Genomic DNA, 21,822 nt, shown 5'->3' with positions numbered 1-21,822 from the left:
GCCGACGACCGGGTGCGGGCTGCCCCGATCGCCGAGCCGTGCCACGTGGAGAGGCACGAACCGCCCCGGGCCGGGTTCGTGCCGACGGTGACTCGCACGCTTCCGCCCGACGACGGGCGAATCCGTGCCGCTCACCCGGCCGGCCCGCGGTCGACGCGCACGAGCGCACCCTGCGACCGGCAGAAACGTGCTGATCACCAAGGCCACCCCGCCTCGACACGCACCCTTCCGCCCCGCCACGGACGAAACCGCGCTGATCACCGAGCCCGCCGACCCCGACACGCACGATTCCGCCCCGCCACGGGCATCTTCGCGCTGATCACCGCGCCGCGCCGCCCCGAGACGCACGATTCCGCCCCACGAAGGACGTTTCCGCGCTGATCACCGAGCCCGCCGACCCCGACACGCACGATTCCGCCCCACCACGGGCACCTTCGCGCTGATCACCGCGCCACCCAGCCCCGAGACGCACGATTCCGCCCCACGAAGGACGTTTCCGCGCTGATCACCGAGCCCGCCGACCTCGACACGTACGATTCCGCCCCACGAAGGACGACGACTCCGTGCGGCCCCGTCGGCGTGCACCCCACCGGCGAGGCACACCGGGCGAGCGCTACGACGCCGGCCGCAACCGCTGCGAGATCACCTGCGTGATGCCGTCCCCGCGCATGGAGACGCCGTAGAGGGCGTCGGCGACCTCCATGGTCGGCTTCTGGTGGGTGATGACGATCAGCTGGCTGGTCGAGCGCAGCTCCTCCATCAGCGAGATGAGCCTGCGGAGGTTGACGTCGTCGAGGGCCGCCTCGATCTCGTCGAGCACGTAGAACGGCGACGGCCGGGCGCGGAAGATCGCGACCAGCAGCGCCATCGCGGTCAGGGACCGCTCACCACCGGAGAGCAGCGAGAGCCGCTTCACCTTCTTGCCCGGCGGGCGGGCCTCCACCTCGATCCCGGTGGTGAGCATGTCGTCGGGGTCGGTGAGGACCAGCCGGCCGTCGCCGCCGGGAAACAGCGTCGCGAACACGGTCTCGAACTCGCGGGCGACGTCGTTGTAGGCGGTCGTGAAGACCTCGAGGATCTTGTCGTCGACCTCGCGGACCACCGTGAGCAGGTCGCGCCGGGTGTTCTTGAGGTCCTCCAGCTGGGTGGACAGGAACCGGTAGCGCTCCTCGAGCGCCGCGAACTCCTCGAGCGCCAGAGGATTGACCTTGCCGAGCAGCGAGAGGTCCTTCTCGGCCCGCTTGAGCCGGCGCTGCTGGGTGGCCCGGTCGAACGGGACGGCGGGCGGGGCGGACACCTGCTCGCCGCGTTCCTTCGCTGCCTCGTACTCGGCGATCTCGGACTCCGACGGCGGCACGGGCACGTCCGGCCCGTACTCGGCGACGAGGTCGTCGACGCCGATGCCGTGGTCGGCGAGGATCTTCTCGGTCAGCTGCTCGAGCCGCATCCGGGTCTGCTGGCGCACCATCTCGTCGCGGTGGACGGCGTCGGTGAGCTTCTCGAGCTGCACGGTCAGCGAGGTCGTCGCGTCGCGGGCCTCGTGGTGGGCGCGTTCCCGCTCGGCCCGGGCGGCCTGGACCTCGTCGCGCTCGGCGGCCGCGGCGGCCAGGGAGACCTCGATCCGCTCGGACGCCGTGCCGCCCGCCTCGACGACGAGCTGCGCGATCTCCAGGGCCCGCTCCCGCTCCGCGGCCGCTGCGGCGGCCCGGGCGCGGGCCTGCCGCTCGGAGTGCGCCTGCCGCCGCAGCGACTCGGCCTTGCCGGCGATCGCTCGGGCCCGCTCCTCGGCCGTCCGCAGCGCCAGCCGGCACTCGACCTCTTCGGAGCGGACCGCCTCGACCCGCTCGGCGGCCTCGTCGCGCAGCTCGGTGTCGGGCTCGTCCTCGGCCGGGGCGTCCTCGGCGAGCGAGAGCTGGTGCTCGGCGGCCTCCAGCTCGATCAGCGACTCGGACCGGCGGGTCTCGACGGCGTCGCGGCGCTCCCGCAACCGCTGCGCCTCGGCACGCGCGGACGTCACGACCTGCTCCAGGCGGCCCAGCTGGGCGGCCGCGGCCGCCCGCTGCTTGTCGGCCTCGGCGGCGGCGGCCCGCGCGGCCACCAGGTCCGCGTTCCGGGCCTCCTCCTCGGCGCGGGCGCCCTCGCAGGTGGGGCGCAGCGACTCCAGCTCGGCATCGACGGCGTCCCGCTCGGCGACCGCGTCGTCGACGGCGGCCTGCAGCTCCAACGCCCCCTCGCCGGCCCCGGCGCCGCCGCGTGCGGTGTGCGCGGTGAGCAGGTCCCCCTCGGTGGTGACGGCGGTGAGGTCGGGCCGGGCGTCCAGGGCGGCGGCCGCCGCGTCGAGGTCGTCGACGACGACGACGTCCCCCAGCAGCGCCCCCAGCGCGCCCGCGAGCCCGGCCGGGGCGGTGACCAGCGACGCGGCCCAGCGCCCGGCGGGCGGCGCGCCGTCCGGTACCGGGAGCGGGACCGCCGGTCCGCTCACCTCCGCCTCCGCGCCGTCCGGGCCGGACGCGACCAGCAGGGCGGCCCGGCCGGCGTCACCGGACCGCAGGGCCTGCAGCGCGGCGGCCGCCGACGGCACCGAGGTCACCGCGACCCCCTCGGCGACCTCCCCGAGCGCGGCCGCGACGGCGGTCCGCCCGGACGGCTCGACCTCGACGAGCTCGGCGACCGCGCCCAGCACGCCGGCCACCGGGTCGGCGGTGTCCAGCAGCGCCCCCGTGCCGTCCCGCCGGACCAGGCCGACCTGCAGGGCGTCCACCCGGGCCCGCCAGTGCGCGCGGCGCTGCTCGGCGTCCCGCTCGGCCCTGGCCAGCTCGGCGACCCGCTCCTGCGCGGCCCGGTGGGCGGCCTCGGCCTGCTCGACCCGCTCGGCGAGCGCGTCCTCGCCCTCGCCGGACGACTCCGGACCGAGCCCGTCCCGGGCGGCCTCCAGCTGCGCCTCGGCCTCCTCGGTCCGCGCGGACGCCTCCGCGAGCGCCTCGGACAGCCGCTCGATCTCCTCGGCGGTCGCGGCGACCCCGGAGCGGAGCGCGTCGGCCTTGCCGGCGAGGGTGGCGATGCCCGCCTTCCGGTCGGCGATCGCCCGCACGGCGGCGAGGTGCTCGCGCTCGGCGGCGGCCAGGGTGCGTTCCCGCTCGGCCTTCTCCTGGACGACCTCGTCGAGCCTGCGGCGGGCCTCCGCGACCGCGGCGACGAGCTCCTCCTCCTGCTCGGCGATCGCGTCCGCCTCGGCCTCGGTCTCGTCCGGGTCCCGGCCGGGGGTCCGCTCGGCGGCCTCCGACGACGTCAGGTGCCGGACCCGCTCCTCGGCCAGCCGGACGGTGCCGCGCAGCCGCTCGGCCAGCGCGGACAGCTGGTACCAGGTGTCCTGGGCGGCCTGCAGGCGCGGCGCGTCCGCGGCGAGCGCGGTCTCCAGCTCCTGCTGGCGCTCCCGCGCCACCTCCAGCTGCTCCTCGACCTCGGCGCGCCGGCGCCGGGCCTGCTCCTGGGACGCCTCCTCGCGGCTGATCTCGTCCTGCAGCGTGACGAGGTCGTCGGCGGCGATCCGGAGCCTGGCGTCCCGGAGCTCGGTCTGCACCGCCTGGGCCTTGCGGGCGATCTCGGCCTGCCGGCCCAGCGGCTTGAGCTGGCGGCGCAGCTCGGCGGTGAGGTCGGTCAGGCGGGTCAGGTTGGCCTGCATCGCGTCGAGCTTCCGCAGCGCCTTCTCCTTGCGCTTGCGGTGCTTGAGGACGCCCGCGGCCTCCTCGATGTAGGAGCGGCGGTCCTCCGGCTTGGACTGCAGGACCGAGTCCAGCTGCCCCTGCCCGACGATCACGTGCATCTCCCGGCCGATGCCGGAGTCGGAGAGCAGCTCCTGGACGTCGAGCAGCCGGGCCCGCGAACCGTTGATCTCGTACTCGCCGGCGCCGTCCCGGAACATCCGCCGGGTCACCGAGACCTCGGAGTAGTCGATCGGCAGTGCCCCGTCGGAGTTGTCGATCGTGAGCGTGACCTCGGCGCGGCCCAGCGGCGCCCGGCCGGACGTGCCGGCGAAGATCACGTCCTCCATCTTGCCGCCGCGCAGCGCCTTGGCGCCCTGCTCCCCGAGCACCCAGCTGATCGCGTCGACGACGTTGGACTTGCCGGACCCGTTCGGCCCGACCACGCAGGTGATGCCCGGCTCCAGGCGGAGCGTGGTGGCCGAGGCGAAGGACTTGAAGCCCTTCATCGTCAGCGTCTTGAGGTGCACGGGCAGGTACTCCAGCAGGCCGGGGCCCGCCAGGATATCGGGGCGGGCCGCCGCCTCCCGGGACGACCCGCCCCACCGTCTCAGGCCGCGGGCGCCGCCGAGTCCACCAGCCAGCGCACGCCGAACCGGTCGGTGACCTGGCCGAAGATGTCGCCCCACATCTGCTTCTCGAACGGCACGTCGATCGTGCCGCCGTCGGCGAGTGCGTGGAACCAGCCCTCGAGCTTGCCGAGGTCGTCACCGGACAGGCTGATCGACACCCCCGCGGCGGCGGATCCGACGGGACGCTCCGAGTCGCCGTCGGACGCCATGAGGACGAACCCGTCGGGGGTCTCCAGGTTGGCGTGCATCACGCCGTCCGGCGGCGGGACCGGGCCCTCGGCCCCCATGTCGCCGAACGTCATGATGGTCAGCTCGCCGCCGAGCACGGAGCGGTAGAACTCCATCGCAGGGCGCGCGTTGTTGTCGAAGGTCAGGTAGGGGTTCATCTGGACGGTCATGGGACCTCCTTGCGAGTGGTGGGCACCGTTGTAGACCCCGGCACCGACAAGAACTCGCCGGTCCACCCGTCCGTGTCACGCCTCGGCGAAGCCGGAGAACGTCCCCGTCGCCTCGCTCCAGCTCTCCGTGACCGTGGTCACGTTCCCCGGAGTGGCTCCGCCCTTCAACAGCCCGAGGAGGCGTTCGCAGGCGCCGCGGTCACCCTCCGCGGTCACCGCGACCCGGCCGTCGGGCAGGTTGCGGGCCTGCCCGACGAGCCCGAGCTCCAGCGCGCGCGCCCGCGTCCACCAGCGGAAACCGACTCCCTGCACCCGCCCCTGCACCCAGGCGGTCAGCCGGACGGTCGAATCGGTGCTGCCGTTCACAGTCCGGGCACGTTACCGGCCGTGCCGGTCGCCCGCCGTCCGGGCGGTTACGCTGCGGACGACCGGGTGGACGGCCGCGGACCGGGAGGCACGGGCATGTCGGTGATCGACAATGCGGTGTACGTCGACGGCCGCCGCGCCGCTGCCCCCGACTCCGTCGGCGGGGCGCTCGCGGAGCTGCACCGCTGCCGCGGCAACGGCACCGGCACGACCGCGCCGGGCAGCTTCTGCTGGATCGGGACGCTGCGGCCCGACGTCAGCGAGATCCACGAGCTCGCCAAGGAGTTCGACCTGCACTCGCTCGCCGTCGAGGACACCGTCAACGCCCACCAGCGGCCGAAGTTGGAGCGCTACGGCGACACCGAGTTCGTCGTCCTCCGGCCGGCCCGCTACGTCGACCGCGATGAGGTCGTCGAGCTCGGCGAGGTCCACCTGTTCCTCGGCCCGGACTTCGTGATCACCGTGCGGCACGCCGTCGAACCGGACCTGCACGAGGTCCGCGGGCGCCTCGAGAACGACCCGGAGCTGCTGGCGCACGGGCCGATGGCGGTGCTGTACGCGGTCCTCGACCGGGTCGTGGACGACTACTTCCCGGTCCTGGACGGCCTGCAGGACGACATCGACGAGATCGAGGAGCAGGTCTTCCACGGCGACCCGACCGTGTCCCGGCGGATCTACCAGCTGATCCGCGAGGTGATCGCGTTCCAGCGGGCGGTGGAACCGCTCCAGGAGATCTTCGTCGAGCTGCGCAACCGGTTCGCCAAGACCGGGGAGAGCCCGGACCTGGAGCTGCGCCGGGCGATGCGCGACGTCATCGACCACGCCACCCGGGTCCAGGAACGCGTCGAGGGCTTCCGCGACCTGCTCGGCAACATCCTCACCGTCAACTCGACCCTGGTCGCGCAGCGGCAGAACGACGAGATGACCCGGCTGACCGAGGCGGGCTACCAGCAGAACGAGCAGATGAAGCGGGTGTCGTCCTGGGCGGCGATCATCTTCGCGCCCAGCCTGATCGCCGCCGTCTACGGCATGAACTTCGACCACATGCCCGAGCTGCACTGGACGGTCGGGTATCCGATGGCGGTCGGGCTGATGCTCCTCGCGGCCGGCGTGCTCTACGTGGCGTTCAAGATGAACGACTGGTTGTGAGCCGGGGCGCCGGCTGGCAGCGCGGGCAGGTGAACGACGACCGGTTCATGAACCGGTCCCGCCGGATCGGGGTGCCGCAGCGGCCGCAGGCCCGGTCCGCGCGCCCGTACACGGCCAGCGACCGGTCGAAGTACCCCGACGCCCCGTTGACGTTGACGTAGAGGGCGTCGAACGACGTCCCGCCCTGGGCGAGCGCCTCGGTCATGACGGTGGTGGCCGCGTCGAGGACGGCGTGCCCCTGCGCGCGGGTGAGCGTCGCGGTCGGGCGGGCACCGTGCAGCCGGGCCCGCCAGAGGGCCTCGTCGGCGTAGATGTTGCCGATCCCGGAGACGACCGTCTGGTCCAGCAGCGCCCGCTTGAGCTCGGTCCGGCGGCGGCGCAGCGCCGCGACCGTGCCGGCCGCGGAGAACTCCGGGTCCATCGGGTCGCGGGCGATGTGGGCGACCGGTTCGGGCACCAGCCCGCCGCCCGCGGCCGGGGCCAGCGGGTGGACCGACAGCCCGCCGAACGTGCGCTGGTCGACGAACCGCAGCTCGGGGCCGTCGTCGTCGAACCGGATCCGTACCCGCAGGTGCTTCTCGTCCGGCTGTGCCGGGTCCTCGACGAGCATCTGGCCGGACATGCCGAGGTGCGCGAGCAGGGCGTCATCGCCGGCCTCGGCCGCGTCGAGCTCCAGCCACAGGTACTTGCCGCGCCGGGACACGGCGCGCAGGACCCGGCCGGTCAGGCGGGCGGCGAAGTCGTCCGGGCCGGTGACGTGCCGGCGGATCGCGCGCGGGTGGCGCACCTCCACGGCGGCGACCCGCCGGTCGACGACGTGGTCGGCGAGGCCGCGGCGGACGACCTCCACCTCGGGCAGTTCGGGCACCGGGACCGTCTAGAGGGAGGAGCCGGTGTTCTGCTCGGCCGACAGGACCCGCCAGGCGATCTCGGCGGCCTTCTGCTCGGCCTCCTTCTTGGTGCGCCCGGCGCCGCTGCCGAGGTCCCGGCCGCCGACGACGGCGGTCGCGGTGAACACCTTCAGGTGGTCCGGGCCCTCCTCGTCGATCCGGTACTCGGGCACGCCGTGCCCGCCGGCGGCGGTGAGCTCCTGCAGGCTGGTCTTCCAGTCCAGGCCGGCGCCGAGCAGCGGCGCGGACCGCAGCAGGTCCGCGAACAGCCGGTGGATCAGCTCCCGGGACGGCTCCAGGCCGTGCTGCAGGTACACCGCGCCCAGGAGGGCCTCGGTGGCGTCGGCCAGGATGCTGGCCTTCGTGCGACCGCCGGTCAGCTCCTCACCGCGGCCCAGGTAGAGGTAGGCGCCGAGCCCCTCCGGGGCGCCGCCGGGTGCCGGCAGCGCGGCCGCGACCCCGGCCAGCGCGTGCATGTTGACGACGCTGGCGCGCAGCTTCGCGAGCTGGCCCTCGGGGAGGTCCGGGTGGTCCCGGTACAGCCGCTCGGTGACGACGATCGAGAGCACCGAGTCGCCGAGGAACTCCAGGCGCTCGTTGGTGGGCAGCCCACCGTTCTCGTACGCGTACGAGCGGTGGGTCAGCGCCAGGGTCAGGAGGTCGTCGTCCAGCTCCACACCGAGTGCGGACAGCAGAGGAGACCGGTCCGTCACCGGACCGGTCACGCTCTTCTCGCCCACGTCGGGATCAGGCCGGGCTGGTGACCTGCCGGCCGTCGTACTGCCCGCAGGTCGGGCAGGCGACGTGCTGCAGCTTCGGCTCGCGGCAGGCGCGGTTCGAGCAGGCGACCAGGTTCGGCGCAGTGGCCTTCCACTGCGACCGGCGCGCACGCGTGTTGGACCGCGACATCCGGCGCTTGGGAACGGCCATGATGACACTCCTCGTACTTCGAACGATCAGGTCTGTCCACCGGAAGCGGGCCCCGCCAGGGAACCGGGCGCTCAGTCGGTGGAGGGCAGGCGCTCCTTGAGCGCCGCCCAACGAGGATCCAGTGTCTCATGCCCGTGATCGGACGGGAGATCGGCCCACCTCTCGCCGCACCCGCTGCACAGGCCGGGGCAGTCCGGCGTGCACAGCGGCGCCATCGGGAGATCGGTGACGACGGCGTCCCGCACGGTCTGGGTGAGGTCGAACCGCTCGTCGACCAGCCGCGGGATCTCGTCGGCGTCGGTGGTCTCCTCGGTCACCGAGTCCGGGTAGGCGAACAGCTCCCCGACCCGGATCTCGATGTCGTCGGTGATCGGGTCGAGGCAGCGGGAGCACTCGCCCTCGAGCCGCGCGGCCGCGGTCCCCGAGACGTAGACGCCCTCGGTGACCGACTCCAGGGACAGGTCGAGGTCGATGTCCGAACCACCGGGGACGGCGATCACGCCGCTCAGCCCGATCACCTCGTCCCCCTCGGGGGCGGGCACGGTCCGGGCGACGGTGCGCTGGGCGCCCGGCCGGCGGCCCAGCTCACGGGTGCTGAAGATCCACGGGTTCTCGTCGGGCCGGGCGGACGTGCGTTGCGTGCTCATGACCGGGACCAGGGTACGCCTCCCGGCTCAGCCACCGCGGCGCACGTCGAACGCGTCCGCCACCAGGGCGGCCAGTTCGAGGAACGCGTCGGTCGTGGCCGGCTGCAGCCGGGCCGGGTCGATCCGGCCGCCGGTGGCCAGGTGCGGGTCGTGCGGGATCTCGACGACGCCCCGGACCCGGGTGCGGAAGTGCTCGAGGATCCGGCCGGCGTCGATCTCGCGGCTGTGCCGGTCGCAGGACAGGACGACGACCGCGTCCCGCGCCAGTCCGGCGTGCCCGTGGGCGACCAGCCAGTCCAGGGTCTTGCTGGCCCGCCCGGCGCCGTCGACGGTCGGGGCGCCCACCACGACGACCGAGTCGGCCCTGGCCAGGGTGCCCTCCATCGCCGAGTGCACCAGGCCGGTGCCGGAGTCGGTGACGATGATGTTGAAGTACCGGCCGAGCAGGTCGCAGACGCGCTCGTACTCATCGCGGCGGAACGCGTCGCCCGAGGCCGGGTCCTGCTCGGAAGCGAGCACCTGTAGGCGCCCGGCGAGGCTGGTGTACCGGGAGACGTCGGTCCAGGTGGCGACCTGCTCCAGGTCGTCGAGCAGCTCGCGGACGGTGACCCGGGCGTCGCCGGTGAGCCGGTCGGCGAGCGTGCCGGCGTCCGGGTTGGCGTCGAGCACGACGGCCCGGTCACCGCGGTGCTCGGACAGCGTCATGCCCAGGCCGGCGGCCACCGTCGTCTTCCCGACCCCGCCCTTCACCGACATCACCGCGACCCGGTGCGCCCCGTGCAGCGGGGTGCGCACCCGTTCCAGCAGCTCCGCGCGCCGCTCGTCGGCGTCGCTGGGCCCGGGGTTGACGCGGCCGCCGGTGAGGTCGTGCAGCAGGCGCCGCCAGCCGGAACGGGGCCGGTCGGCCCGGGGACGGAGCACCTCGTCCTCGCGGAGGTCCGGAGCCGCCGGGGGCGGTGGCTGCTCCGGCTGGTCGGCCGGTCGGGTCGTCACGGGCGGTCCTTCCAGCCGGTGCCCGTAGCGCTCCCACCAGGTGGTCGGGTCGGGCTCGGTCCGGCGCGCCATGAGCGGAGGGTAGTACGGCGGTCACGCGCCGCGGCAGGTCACGGACGTATCGGACCACAGCGGCCGGGGCCGCCGGAAGACCCGCGCTCAGCCGGTGTCCGCGCGGGCCGCCCGCCGGGTCGCGCCGGGCGTCTCGCCGACGACGGCGCGGTAGCGGCGGGTGAAATGCGCCTGGTCGGCATAGCCGAGCCCGGCGGCCAGGGCCGCGAGGTCGGTGCCCGGGTCCTCGCGCAGCACGGTGGCGGCGTGCTGCAGGCGGCGGCACTCGATCAGCCACAGCGGGGTGACGCCGACGTGGGCGCGGACCATGCGCTCCAGCGTCCGGGGTGTCACCCCGGCCTCCTCGGCGAGCTGGTCGGCGCGGAGGACGTCGTCACGCTCCTCGGCGAGCGCGCACACCCGGTTGACCAGCAGGCCGGCGTCGGTGACCCGCTCCGCGTACGGGCGCAGCCAGTCCCGCAGCACGGCCGCGACCGCGCGGTCCGGGTCGGCGGAGTCGTGCACGGCGGCCGTCACCGCGGCCACCGGGGCGCCCGGGAACGGTTCCTCGCCGGCGTGCAGCGCAACCGGCGGGGTCGTGGTGAGCAGCGGGGTCGCGGCCGGGCGCAGCAGCACCCCGGCCACCCAGGACCGCCCGGTCAGGTCGCGGGTCCCGACGACCGTCCGCGGCCCGTACAGGTTCGCCCCGTCCGGGCCCGTGACCAGGTTGAACGTCGGGTACTGCAGGACCCGCTGGGTGACCGTCCGGCCGGGCGGCACGTCCCAGCGCGCGACCCACACCCAGCGGACGAGGTCGTCGAGCCCCATCGGGAACCGGGACAGCGACACCTCCGGCGCGCCCGGGTTCAGGTGCCCGCGTGACTCGACCACCCCGGTCCTCCCCTGCCCGCCGAGCTGTCGGGAATGTTCAAGAGTTCCGCGGTGCCGGTCGCGAGGCTGGTCCCATGACCGACACCATCACCGCACTCACCGGCGCGCACACCACCGACGGCCGCCCGCACGTCAGCACGTCGCTGACCCCGCACCTGGTCGCCTCGCCGGCCCGCGAGGCGATCGCACTCTACTCCGCGGCGCTGGGCGCCCGGACCGTCTCGGTCACCGAGATGGGCGGGCTGGTCGCGCACGCCGAGCTGGAGCTGCCGCCGGGCCGGTTCACCGTCAGCGACCCGATGCCCGATTTCGGGCTGGCCGCGGCCGAGCCGGGCGATCACCCGGTGAGCATGTCGCTGGCGGTCTACGTGCCCGACGTCGACGCCGCCGTCGCCGTGCTGGCCGAGGCCGGGTCGACGATCCGCGAACGGCCCACGACGTTCGTGTCCGGGGACCGGTTCGCCTCGGTCGTCGACCCGTACGGCATCCGCTGGGCGGTCATGACGCGGGTCGAGGACCTCTCACCGGAGGAGAGCGAGCGCCGGGTCGCCGACTGGGCGGCGGCGCAGGGCCAGTAGCTGGTGCCCCGTCAAGCAACGTCCGGCACGAACTCGGCGGCTTGACGAGGCTCTAGTCGATCAGGTCCATCCCGGTGCCGGAGCGCCCGCCGGCCGGGTAGCCACCGGTCTCGTAGCCGCCGCCGTACTGGCCGCGCCAGAGCTGGCTGCGGCCCCGCCCGACGACGCCGAGGGCGTTGTTGAGCGTGGCCTCGAGCTCGCCGAGTGTGGTGTCGACGTACTCGTCGCACTCCCGCCGCAGCCGCTCGGCCTCGGTGTGTGCGGCGTCGACGATGCGGCCGGCCTCGGCGTGCGAGGCCCGGACGACGTCGGTCTCGGCGACGAGCCGGGCCTGCTCGTTCTGGCCGTCGGCGATGAGGCGGTCGTGCGCGGCCCGCCCGGCGTGGGTCATGCGCTCGGCCTCGTCCCGGGCCCGGTCGGTGAGCTCGGCGTACTGGCGGCGGCCGTCGGCGACGGCGCGCTCGGCCTCGTGCCGGGCCTCGGCGAGCGTGCGGGACGCCTCCTCCTGGGCCTCGGCGACGAGCCGCTCGGCCTCGGTGCGGGCGTTCTGCAGCGTCTCCTCGGCCTCGGAGTTCGCGGCGGTCCGGGTCTCCTCGGCCTCCCGCTCGGCCTCGGAGACGACCTCGTCGCGGCGGTCGAGGACGTCCTGGGCGTCGTCCATCTCCCCGGGGATCGCCTCGCGGACGTCGTCGAGGAGCTCCAGCACGTCGCCGCGCGGGACGACGCAGTTGGACGTCATCGGGACGCTGCGCGCCTCCTCGACGATCGTCACCAGCGCGTCCAGTGACTCGAAGACCCGGTACACGCCGGGGATCATCGCACCCGGACCCCGCCGGGGGGCGTTATTACCCGCCGCGCCCGCGTGTCAAGTTCCGAGCGGGTGACCCTCACACGGGTGGGTTCAGCCGCAGCCGCTCGACCAGCCGCGCGTGGACGCTGGCCGGCAGGAACGGGGTCACGTCCCCGCCCCCGCGGGCGACCTCCTTGACCAGCGAGCTGGACACGTACACCTGGCCGGGCGCGCCCGGCAGGAACAGCGTCTCAACACCGGTGAGGTGCCGGTTCATGTGCGCCATCGGGAGCTCGTAGTCGTAGTCCGTGGCCCCGCGCAGGCCCTTGACCAGCGCCTGGGCCCCCCGGTCGCGGCAGTAGTCGACGACGAGCCCGGAGAACGACTCGACCTGCACGCCCGGCAGGTCGGCGGTGATCTCCTTCAGCATCTCGACCCGCTCCTCGATCGCGAACAGGCCCTGCTTGCGCGGGTTCACCAGGATCGCGACGAAGACCTCGTCGAACAGCGCGGCCGTGCGCACGATGACGTCGAGGTGGCCGACCGTCGGCGGGTCGTAGGAACCGGGGCACACCGCGCGACGCACGTCGGACATGCGGCGGAACCTACCAGCCGGTGATCATCCGACCGAGGCGCTCGCTCCCCTGCCGCACCCCGCACCGGTTCCGGCGGGCTCCTCGCGGGCCGCCGCACAGGTTCGGCTGGCGCCGCACAGGTTCGGTCTTGTGCGGCGTGCAGCGAACCTGTGCGGCGCCGCGGGATCGGTGGCCAGGTACCGCTCTACCGGTGCCGGCGGGAGCAGCGGCACGGCGGGTCAGGTGGCGTACCGGGCGTGGTGCAGGACGGTGTCGCCGTAGCGCCGGGACCGGCCGGGCGCGAAGCCGCCGGGCCAGCCGAACTCCCCCGACGACCGGGCCCGCTCCACCACGACCTCCGCGCCGGACGCGAGCCACCCGTTCCCGGCGGCGGCGGTCAGCCAGCCGGCGACCTCGTCGTCGGTGACGGCGTAGGGCGGGTCGACGAGAACGACGTCGAACGCGCGCGGCGCCGGCCCGGCCAGGACGGTCCCCGCCTTCCCGGCGATCACCCGGCCGCCGAGCCCGACCTCGGCGACGTTGCGCCGCAGCACCCCGGCCGCGCGCCGGTCGGACTCGACGAACACGGCGTCGGCGGCGCCCCGGGACAGCGCCTCCAGGCCGAGCGCCCCGGAGCCGGCGCAGACGTCGAGCACGGCGCGGCCGTCGAGCCCGGGGTCGTGGTCGAGTGCGGAGAACAGCGCCTCACGGACCCGGTCCGAGGTGGGCCGGGTGCCCGATGCCGGCACGGTGAGCCGGCGGCCCCCGGCCCGGCCCGCGATCACCCTCGTCACGGACCCATGATCCCCCGTGCGGCCATCGGGTCGTCCGGACCCCGGCTCATGGACCTGTGGTCCCGTGGGACGGGACCTCAGGTCCATGAGTCGGTGACGGGCGAGGCGGACGAGGCAGTAGCCGTCAGTCGAGCTCGACGAGCAGGTCGCCACCTTCCACCTGCTGGACGTCGCCGATCGCGAGCCGCTTCACGGTGCCGGCCCGGTGGGCGGTGATCGAGGCCTCCATCTTCATGGCCTCGATGGTGGCCACGGTCTGCCCGGCCTCGACGGTGTCGCCCTCGGCGACCTGCAGGGTGACCACACCGGCGAACGGGGCGGCGACGTGGGCGTCGTTGCCGCGTTCGGCCTTCTCCGCGGCCTTGACCTCGGTGGCAATCGACTGGTCGCGCACCGACACGGGCCGGAGCTGCCCGTTGAGGGTGGTGAGCAGGGTGCGGTAGCCGCGCTCGTCGGGCTCGGAGATCGCCTCCAGCTCGATCAGCAGCGTGACCCCGGGCTCGAGCACGACGTTGTGCTCGAGGTCCTCCTCGAGGCCGTAGAAGAAGTCCTTCGACGACAGCACCGAGGTGTTGCCGTAGTGCTCGCGGTGGGCGTCGAACTCGGCGGTGGGCCCGGGGAACAGCAGCCGGTTCAGCGTCCGGCGCCGGTCGTCGGCGAGGCCGTCGCGGTCCTCGGCGGACAGCTCGGCCCGCTCGGCGCGCGGGTTGCGGCCCTCCAGCGCCCGGGTCCGGAACGGCTCCGGCCACCCGGCCGGCGGGGCGCCGAGCTCGCCGCGCAGGAACCCGATCACCGAGTCCGGGATGTCGAAGCCGGCCGGGTCCTTCTCGAAGTCGGCGGGCTCGACCCCGGCCCCGACCAGGTGCAGGGCCAGGTCCCCGACGACCTTCGACGACGGCGTGACCTTGACCAGCCGGCCCAGCATCCGGTCCGCGGCGGCGTAGCAGTCCTCGATCAGCTCGAACCGGTCACCGAGCCCGAGCGCGATCGCCTGCTGGCGCAGGTTCGACAGCTGCCCGCCGGGGATCTCGTGGTGGTACACCCGCCCGGTCGGGGACGCGAGCCCGGACTCGAACGGCGCGTAGACCTTGCGGACCGCCTCCCAGTACGGCTCCAGGTCCCCGACCGCGGCCAGCGACAGCCCGGTCGCCCGCTCGGTGTGGTCGGTGGCTGCGACCAGCGCCGACAGCGACGGCTGGCTGGTGGTGCCGGCCATCGAGGCGACCGCGCCGTCGACGGCGTCCACCCCGGCGTCGATCGCCGCCATCAGGGTGGCGAGCTGCCCGCCCGCGGTGTCGTGGGTGTGCAGGTGCACCGGCAGGTCGAACCGCTCCCGCAGCGCCGTGACCAGCCGGCGGGCGGCCGGCGGGCGCAGCAGCCCGGCCATGTCCTTGATCGCCAGCACGTGCGCGCCGGCGTCGACGATCTGCTCGGCCAGCCGCAGGTAGTAGTCCAGGGTGTAGATGTCCTCGGCCGGGTCGGACAGGTCGGCGGTGTAGCACAGCGCGACCTCGGCCACCGCCGTCCCGGTCGCGCGCACGGCGTCGATCGCCGGGCGCATCTGGGACACGTCGTTGAGCGCGTCGAAGATCCGGAAGATGTCCATCCCGGTCTGCGCGGCCTCGGCGACGAACGCGTCGGTCACCTCGGTCGGGTACGGCGTGTAACCGACCGTGTTGCGGCCGCGCAGCAGCATCTGCGTGCAGATGTTCGGCGCCGCGTCCTTGATCGCGGCCAGCCGCTCCCACGGGTCCTCGGCCAGGAACCGCAGCGCGACGTCGTAGGTCGCCCCGCCCCAGCACTCCATCGACAGCAGCTGCGGCACCGTGCGCGCCACCACCGGCGCCGCCGCGACGATGTCCCGGGTCCGCACCCGGGTGGCCAGCAGCGACTGGTGCGCGTCACGGAACGTGGTGTCGGTCACCGCGACCGGGGTCTGCTCGCGCAGCCGCCGCGCGAAACCCTCGGGTCCGAGCGAGCGCAGCAGCTGCGCCGACCCGTCCGGCACCGGCGCCTCCAGGTCGACGGCCGGCAGCTTCTCCGCGGGCTCGACGACCACCGGCCGCGGGCCGTTGGGCTGGTTGACCGTGATCTCGCCCAGGTACTGCAGGATCCGGGAGCCGCGGTCGGCCGACGGCCGGGCCCGCAGCAGGTGCGGGCGCTCCTCGATGAACCCGGTGGTGACCTTCCCGGCCTTGAAGTCCGGGTCCTCCAGCACCGCGGCGAGGAACGGCAGGTTCGTGGCGACGCCACGGATCCGGAACTCCGCGATCGCCCGCCGGGCCCGGCGCGCGGCGTTGGCGAAGTCGTGCCCGTGGCAGGTCAGCTTCACCAGCATCGAGTCGAAGTGCGCGCTGACCTCGGCGCCGACGTGCACGGTCCCGCCGTCCAGGCGTACCCCGGGCCCGCCCGGCGAGCGGTACACCGAGATCGTCCCGACGTCCGGGCGGAACTCGTTGGCCGGGTCCTCGGTGGTGATGCGGGTCTGCATCGCGGTCCCGGTCAGCGTGATGTCGTCCTGGGTCAGCCGCAGCTCGGGCAGCGTCATCCCGGACGCGATCCGCAGCTGGGCGATCACCAGGTCCCGATCGGTGACCTGCTCGGTCACCGTGTGCTCGACCTGGATCCGCGGGTTCATCTCGATGAAGTGGTGCTGGCCGCGCTCGTCGAGCAGGAACTCGACGGTACCCGCGTTGACGTAGCCGATCGTGCGGGCGAAGGCCACGGCGTCGGCGCAGATCCGGTCCCGGATCTCCGGGTCCAGGTTGGGTGCCGGCGCGATCTCGACGACCTTCTGGTGCCGCCGCTGCACCGAGCAGTCCCGCTCGAACAGGTGCACGACGTTGCCCTCGCCGTCGGCGAGGATCTGCACCTCGATGTGCCGCGGGTTCACCACGGCCTGCTCCAGGAACACCGTCGGGTCCCCGAACGCCGACTCGGCCTCGCGCATCGCGGCCTCGATCGCGTCCCGCAGCGCGCCCGGCTCGGAGACCCGGCGCATCCCGCGCCCGCCGCCGCCGGCCACGGCCTTGACGAACACCGGGAACCGGATGTGCTCGGCCGCGGCCAGCAGCTCGTCGACGTCCGACGACGGGTCCGACGACTCCAGCACCGGCACCCCGGCCTCCCGGGCGGCCGCGACCGCGCGGAACTTGTTCCCGGTCAGGTGCAGCACCTCGGTCGGCGGCCCGACGAACGTGATCCCCTCCTCGCGGCACGCCCGCGCCAGGTCCGGGTTCTCCGACATGAACCCGTAACCCGGGTAGACGGCGTCGGCCCCCGCCTTCTTCGCCGCCTTGATCACCTCGTCGACCGACAGGTAGGCGCGCACCGGATGCCCCGGCTCACCGATCTGGTACGACTCGTCGGCCTTCGCCCGGTGGAGCGAGTTGCGGTCCTCGTAGGGAAACACCGCGACGGTGGAGATCCCCAGCTCGAAGGCCGCCCGGAACGCCCGGATCGCGATCTCGCCCCGGTTGGCCACCAGTACCTTGCGGAACATCTGTCTCCTCGTCCAGATTCGATGACTCCAGTCCCGGTTCCGCGGGGTTTCCGCAGACCGGGCGGGTGATCCTGACACGTGGGACGCCCCGGGACCACAGGCCGACCACCTGTCGGGACGCTCCTGCGCACAGAGCCACCCGGTCGGACCGCACCGCGGCCGCCCCGATTCCGGTAGCAAGGAGTCATGACACGGCGCACATCCGGGCGGCACGGCCACCCCGGCCCGTGGCACGGGCCGGCCGGGCACCGGGCGGAGCGGCACGCCGCCCGCCGTCACCACCGGCTGCCGCACGGCGGCCGGCCACGGCACCCGGTCGGGGTCGTCGTCGTGGTGTCCGGTGTGGTGCTCCTCGCGGGGACGGCGGTGGGCATGGTGATGGTCGTGATCGCGCAGATCCTGGCGATCCTGCTCCTCGGCCTGGTCGCGGTCGGGACCTTCCGGGCGGTGCAGGGCGCGGTGCGCCGGTCGGCGGCGTCCGGTTCCGGCGAGGCGGCCGGGCCGACGGCGGCGGTGACCGCCGAGCAGTCCTGGCGCCGCGCCCGCGCCGACTTCCAGCGCGTCCGCGGTGAGTTCGCCGCGCACGAGACCGACCCGCTCGCGGTGCTGCACCGCCCGGCGCTGTCCGACGTCTCGGTCGGCCCCACCGCGCGGTTCGTCGACGCCTTCGCCGCCGCGCAGGCGCTCGACACCGACGGCTATCCGGGCGAGCCGTACGGCGCGTCGTACGTCCGCGCCGTCGAGCAGGCCCGCCGGGCCTGGCGGGCGGCCGTCGAGGCGGCCGACCGGATCCGGCTGTCCGGGCTCGACCCGGAGGAACGCCGCACCGTGGAGCGGGTCGTGAAGCTCCTGACCACCGCCCGGGACTCGGACTCCGAGCCGGAGCGGCTGGCCGCGTACGCCCGGGCCCGCAGCGAGCTGGACCGGCTGGACCGGGCCGGCGTCGTCCACCTGCCCCGCCCGGCGCGGGCCCAGCTGGACGCGCGGGCCCGCGGCGCGCTGCCCGGTTCCTGATCCCCGTCAGGCCTTGTCGAGGAAGGCCGCCCGCTCCTCGTCGCCGAGCGTCTCCCCCACCAGGTCGCGCAGCCGCGGGTGCTCCCGCAGCTCCGGGTCGTGGTCCACCAGGTCCCGGGCGTACAGCTGCGCCTTGGCGATCACGTCTCCGTGCCGCAGCAACGACAGCAGCTTCAGCCCGGAGCGGACCCCGGACTGGCTGGCGCCGAGCACGTCGCCCTCCCGGCGCAGCTCCAGGTCGAGCCGGGCCAGCTCGAAACCGTCGGTGGTGGAGGCGACCGCGTCCAGCCGCTGGCGGGCGGCGGTGGCCGCCGGCATCTCGGTGACCAGCAGGCACAGCCCGGGCGCCCTGCCCCGGCCGACCCGGCCGCGGAGCTGGTGCAGCTGGGACAGGCCGAACCGGTCGGCGTCGAGCAGCACGATCCCGGTCGCGTTCGGCACGTCGACGCCCACCTCGATCACCGTGGTCGCGACCAGGACGTCGAGCTCGCCGCCCTCGAAGGCGCGCATCACCGCGTCCTTCTCGTCCGGCGGGAGCTTGCCGTGCAGGATCCCGACCCGCAGGCCCGCCAGCTTCTCGGTGATCATCGGGGCGATGTCGAGGACGGCCAGCGGCGGCCGCCGGTCCGGCTCCCCGTTCTCGGGGGGCGGTCCCGCCAGTTCCGGGTCGTCCTTGTCGGCGTCACCGACCCGCGGGCACACGATGTAGCACTGGTGGCCGCGCTCGACCTCCTCGCGGATCCGCTGCCACACCCGTTTGATCCAGGACGGGTGCTCGGCCAGCGGGACGACGGTCGTCGTCACCGGGGACCGGCCGCGCGGCAGCCCCTTCAGCTCGGACACGGCGAGATCGCCGTAGACGGTCATCGCCACCGTCCGCGGGATCGGGGTCGCGGTCATCACCAGCATGTGCGGGGCGCTCGCGCCGCGGGCCCGCAGCGCGTCGCGCTGCTCGACCCCGAACCGGTGCTGCTCGTCGACGACGACCAGGCCGAGATCGGCGAACCCCACCGTGTCCTGGATCAGGGCGTGGGTGCCGACGACGATGCCGGCCGCCCCGGACTGGGCGTCGAGCAGCGCCTGCCGCTTGGCCTTCGCCCCCATCGACCCGGTCAGCAGGGTGACCGAGGTGGCGCCCTCGTCGGCGTCGAGCTCCCCGGCCCGGCCGAGCGCGCCGAGCATGGCGCGCAGCGAGCGGGCGTGCTGGGCGGCGAGGACCTCGGTCGGGGCGAGCATCGCGGCCTGCTTGCCGGCGTCGACGACCTGCAGCATCGCCCGCAGCGCGACGATCGTCTTGCCGGCACCGACGTCGCCCTGCACGAGCCGGTTCATCGGGTGCTCGCCCGCGAGGTCGGCGGCGATCTCCGCACCGACGGCCTCCTGGCCCTCGGTGAGCGGGAACGGAAGGTCGGAGTCGAACGCGTCGAGCAGCCCGCCGGGGACCCGTGGGCAGGGCGGGGCCGGGCGGGCGGCCGCGTCGTGCCGGCGCAGGGCGAGCGCCAGCTGGACCCCGAGCGCCTCGTCCCAGACGAGGCGGTGCCGGGCCGCGTGGATGTCGGCCTCGGTCTCGGGGACGTGGATGCGGCGCAGGGCCCGGCCCAGATCGGGCAGGTCCTCCCGCTCCCGGAGCGCCTCGGGCAGCGGGTCGGTCGGGTCGTCGACCTGGTCGAGGACCTGGCGGACCGACCGCGCCACGGCCTGCGAGGTCACCTTCGCGTTCGCCGGGTAGACCGACAGGAAGGGTCGCAGCGAGTCGTTCTCGTCGATCTCCTCGAACTGCGGGTGGGTGAGCTGCAGCTTCTTGGCGAACATCCCGACCTTGCCGGAGAACACGCCGACCACGCCGGGTCTGAGGAGGTGCTCCAGCTTCCGGCCGTGGAAGAAGGTGCACTCCAGCTGACCGCCCTTCTCGTCCCGGATGACGATCTTCAGCATCTGCTGCCGGGGCCGGTTGCGCATGTAGCGCAGGTCCGCCTTCTCGACCATCGCCACGACGGTGGCGTGCTCCCCGGCGACCAGTCCGGCGATGTCGGTCAGGCGGCCGCGGTCGACGTAGCGCCGCGGGTAGTGCCGCAGCAGGTCGCCGACCGTCTCCAGCCCGAGGTGGGCCAGCGCGTCCGCCGCCCTCTTCCCGGCCGGCCCGTCGAGCCTGCTGTCGAGGTCCCAGTCCACCTACTCCACCCCCAGCACCAGCGGGTAGTCGCCCTGCTCCCCCCGGTGCACCAGCACGTCGACCTCCGGATGGGTCCGCCGCAGGTCGTCGGCGAGCTGCTCGCCCAATGCGTCGTCGGCGGCCGAGCCGAGCAGCACGGTCACGAGTTCCCCACCCGCAGTGAGCATGCGGTGAGCCAACCACAGGGCACCGACAGCGAGGTCGGGGGCGATCAGCACCACCTCGCCGTCGGACAGGCCCAGGACCTCTCCCGGCCGGCACGGGCCGGCCCAGGTGAGCGCCTCGGTCTCGGCGACGGCCAGGCCCCCGGTGCGGGTCCCGGCGGCGGCCTCGGCCATGGCGACGACGTCGTCGGACGCCCGCCGGTCCGGGTCGTGCACGGCCAGCGCGGCCAGGCCCTGCAGCACCGAGGACGACGGGACGACCACGACCTCGATCCCCTCGCCGCGGACCCGGTCCGCCGCGGTCTCGGCGAGCGTGCGGCGCTGCGTCGCGCACGGCAGGACGGTGACGTGCGCGGCCCCGGTGGCGCGGATCGCGGCGAGCACCTCGTCGAGGGCCGGGTCCGGGTCGGCGACGAGGACGTCGCCGCCCGCGTCACGGGCCAGTGCCCCCGCACCGCTGCTCTCGATCATCAACAGGACCGCGCGGGCCCGGGTCGGTGCCGCCGGGGGCAGTGCCTCGATCCGGATGGACGACGGCCGGCCCACCGCCAGCCCCGCCTCGACGGCCGGCCCCGCCTCCGTGGTGTGCACGTGGATCCGGTGGCCGCCCGCCCCGTCCCCGGCGACGCCGACCGAGTCGCCGAGCCCGCGCAGCCGGGCCCGCAGCCGGTCCAGGGCGTCCGGCCCGGGGTCGGCCAACCAGTAGGTGACCTCGTAGACCGGCTGCGGCACGCACGGCGAGGAACCGGGGTCCGGGTCGGTGGGCTCGCCGATCCGGACCGGCGGGGGCGGACCGGGAGTGCCTCCGGCGGCCGCGACCAGCGCGTCGAGGACGACGACGAGGCCGCACCCGCCGGCGTCGACCACCCCGGCCCGGACCAGCTCGGCCGGGCGCCCCGCACCGCGGGCGAGCACCTCGCGGGCGGCGTCGGCGGCGACCCGCGCGATCCCGGCCAGCGCGCCGCCCCCTGCGCGCCCGTCCCCCTCGCCGGAACGGGGGCCGCCGTCGCGCCGGGAAACCCGCTCGGCCAGAGCGTGGGCGGCGGCCTCGAGCACCGTGAGCGCGGTGCCCGCCCGCGGCTCCGTGACCGCGGCCGAGGCGAGTGCTGCGGCACGGCGCAGCGCTCCCGCCAGCACCTCGCCCGGCCCCCGGGTCGCGGCGGCGTCGGCGTCCGCCGCGAGCTCCTCGGCCAGCCCGCGGAACAGTTGCGACAGGATGAGCCCGGAGTTGCCGCGGGCCCCGCGCACCGCCGCGGCGGCGAGCGCCGCGGCCGCCCGGACCGGGCCGCCGTCCAGCCGCGCCGCCGCGGCCGCGCGGACCGTGAGCAGCAGGTTCGACCCGGTGTCGTGGTCGGCGACCGGGAACACGTTGATCCGGTCGATCTCGGCCCGGCCGGCGGCGAGCCGCTCGGCGGCGGTGTCGATCCAGCGGCGCAGCAGCGCAGGGTCGAACGGCGGGGCCACCCCGCCAGCCTAGGTCGGGCGGGTCGTGCGGAGCTGCGTGGCGGGCCCCCGCGGAGGTACCGGCGCGCGGCTCGCTAGACTTGACGGCCGAGCCCCGGCACGCCCGGGCTTCATGAATTG

At 74.6% G+C, this 21,822-nt stretch carries 18 protein-coding genes; 3 read left to right on the top strand and 15 right to left on the bottom strand.

The window, feature by feature from the left end; translation table 11 throughout:
- Positions 1-613 precede the first annotated feature (613 nt).
- The 3 genes from smc to H7X46_RS06725 form a co-directional block, all read right to left on the bottom strand.
- Positions 614-4,231 carry a chromosome segregation protein SMC gene (gene smc / locus H7X46_RS06735; RefSeq protein WP_186358578.1) on the bottom strand — a complete coding sequence of 1,206 codons (3,618 nt, stop codon included), beginning with the start codon at positions 4,229-4,231 and terminating at the stop codon, positions 614-616.
- An 80-nt stretch (positions 4,232-4,311) separates the two neighbouring features.
- Entirely contained in the window at positions 4,312-4,731 is a 420-nt protein-coding gene (locus H7X46_RS06730) for a VOC family protein (protein WP_186358577.1), read from the bottom strand.
- A 75-nt stretch (positions 4,732-4,806) separates the two neighbouring features.
- Positions 4,807-5,097: an acylphosphatase gene (locus H7X46_RS06725; protein ID WP_186358576.1), complete on the bottom strand. Its 291-nt coding sequence runs from the start codon at positions 5,095-5,097 to the stop codon at positions 4,807-4,809.
- A 96-nt stretch (positions 5,098-5,193) separates the two neighbouring features.
- Here H7X46_RS06725 and H7X46_RS06720 point away from each other — a divergent pair, with 96 nt between their 5' ends.
- Entirely contained in the window at positions 5,194-6,246 is a 1,053-nt protein-coding gene (locus H7X46_RS06720; RefSeq protein ID WP_186358575.1) for a magnesium and cobalt transport protein CorA, read from the top strand.
- Here the strand turns inward: H7X46_RS06720 and mutM are convergent.
- The 6 genes from mutM to H7X46_RS30530 form a co-directional block, all read right to left on the bottom strand.
- Entirely contained in the window at positions 6,224-7,114 is an 891-nt protein-coding gene (mutM, locus tag H7X46_RS06715; RefSeq protein WP_186358574.1) for a bifunctional DNA-formamidopyrimidine glycosylase/DNA-(apurinic or apyrimidinic site) lyase, read from the bottom strand. The two genes, H7X46_RS06720 and mutM, sit on opposite strands and share 23 nt — an antisense overlap.
- Before the next feature lie 9 nt (positions 7,115-7,123).
- Entirely contained in the window at positions 7,124-7,876 is a 753-nt protein-coding gene (gene rnc / locus H7X46_RS06710) for a ribonuclease III (RefSeq protein WP_186358573.1), read from the bottom strand.
- Between the two features lie 7 nt (positions 7,877-7,883).
- Positions 7,884-8,066 carry a 50S ribosomal protein L32 gene (rpmF, locus tag H7X46_RS06705; protein ID WP_186358572.1) on the bottom strand — a complete coding sequence of 61 codons (183 nt, stop codon included), beginning with the start codon at positions 8,064-8,066 and terminating at the stop codon, positions 7,884-7,886.
- 71 nt (positions 8,067-8,137) lie between these two features.
- Positions 8,138-8,713: a DUF177 domain-containing protein gene (locus H7X46_RS06700; RefSeq protein ID WP_186358571.1), complete on the bottom strand. Its 576-nt coding sequence runs from the start codon at positions 8,711-8,713 to the stop codon at positions 8,138-8,140.
- Positions 8,714-8,740: 27 nt separating this feature from the next.
- A complete protein-coding gene (locus H7X46_RS06695) occupies positions 8,741-9,778 on the bottom strand; it encodes a MinD/ParA family protein (RefSeq protein ID WP_222131216.1) in 1,038 nt (345 codons plus the stop codon).
- A gap of 87 nt (positions 9,779-9,865) precedes the next feature.
- A complete protein-coding gene (locus tag H7X46_RS30530) occupies positions 9,866-10,648 on the bottom strand; it encodes a helix-turn-helix domain-containing protein (RefSeq protein WP_222131215.1) in 783 nt (260 codons plus the stop codon).
- A 74-nt stretch (positions 10,649-10,722) separates the two neighbouring features.
- Between H7X46_RS30530 and H7X46_RS06685 the strand changes: the two genes are divergently transcribed.
- Positions 10,723-11,226, top strand: coding sequence for a glyoxalase/bleomycin resistance/extradiol dioxygenase family protein (locus H7X46_RS06685; protein ID WP_186358570.1), 504 nt, complete (start codon positions 10,723-10,725; stop codon positions 11,224-11,226).
- Positions 11,227-11,278: 52 nt separating this feature from the next.
- On the opposite strand, the gene H7X46_RS06680 is transcribed toward H7X46_RS06685, so the two are convergent.
- The 4 genes from H7X46_RS06680 to H7X46_RS06665 form a co-directional block, all read right to left on the bottom strand.
- Positions 11,279-12,031, bottom strand: coding sequence for a DivIVA domain-containing protein (locus H7X46_RS06680; protein WP_186358569.1), 753 nt, complete (start codon positions 12,029-12,031; stop codon positions 11,279-11,281).
- An 82-nt stretch (positions 12,032-12,113) separates the two neighbouring features.
- Positions 12,114-12,602, bottom strand: coding sequence for a pantetheine-phosphate adenylyltransferase (coaD, locus tag H7X46_RS06675; protein WP_370589054.1), 489 nt, complete (start codon positions 12,600-12,602; stop codon positions 12,114-12,116).
- A 228-nt stretch (positions 12,603-12,830) separates the two neighbouring features.
- The gene (rsmD, locus tag H7X46_RS06670) at positions 12,831-13,385 is read right to left on the bottom strand and encodes a 16S rRNA (guanine(966)-N(2))-methyltransferase RsmD (protein ID WP_186358567.1); all 555 of its coding nucleotides are present in this window, start codon (positions 13,383-13,385) and stop codon (positions 12,831-12,833) included.
- 124 nt (positions 13,386-13,509) lie between these two features.
- A complete protein-coding gene (locus H7X46_RS06665) occupies positions 13,510-16,887 on the bottom strand; it encodes a pyruvate carboxylase (protein WP_186358566.1) in 3,378 nt (1,125 codons plus the stop codon).
- Between the two features lie 186 nt (positions 16,888-17,073).
- Here H7X46_RS06665 and H7X46_RS06660 point away from each other — a divergent pair, with 186 nt between their 5' ends.
- Positions 17,074-17,901 carry a hypothetical protein gene (locus H7X46_RS06660; RefSeq protein ID WP_186358565.1) on the top strand — a complete coding sequence of 276 codons (828 nt, stop codon included), beginning with the start codon at positions 17,074-17,076 and terminating at the stop codon, positions 17,899-17,901.
- 6 nt (positions 17,902-17,907) lie between these two features.
- On the opposite strand, the gene recG is transcribed toward H7X46_RS06660, so the two are convergent.
- Both recG and H7X46_RS06650 read right to left on the bottom strand, forming a co-directional pair.
- Positions 17,908-20,073, bottom strand: a complete 2,166-nt coding sequence (recG, locus tag H7X46_RS06655; RefSeq protein ID WP_186358564.1) for an ATP-dependent DNA helicase RecG — start codon at positions 20,071-20,073, stop codon at positions 17,908-17,910.
- On the bottom strand, positions 20,074-21,702 hold the full coding sequence (locus tag H7X46_RS06650) for a DAK2 domain-containing protein (protein WP_370588643.1): 1,629 nt from the start codon (positions 21,700-21,702) through the stop codon (positions 20,074-20,076).
- Positions 21,703-21,822 lie beyond the last annotated feature (120 nt).

This window comes from Pseudonocardia sp. C8 (assembly GCF_014267175.1).
Lineage (GTDB): Bacteria > Actinomycetota > Actinomycetes > Mycobacteriales > Pseudonocardiaceae > Pseudonocardia.
Note: the sequence above shows the minus strand (reverse complement) of the source record. Positions and strands in the feature narration are given on the sequence as shown.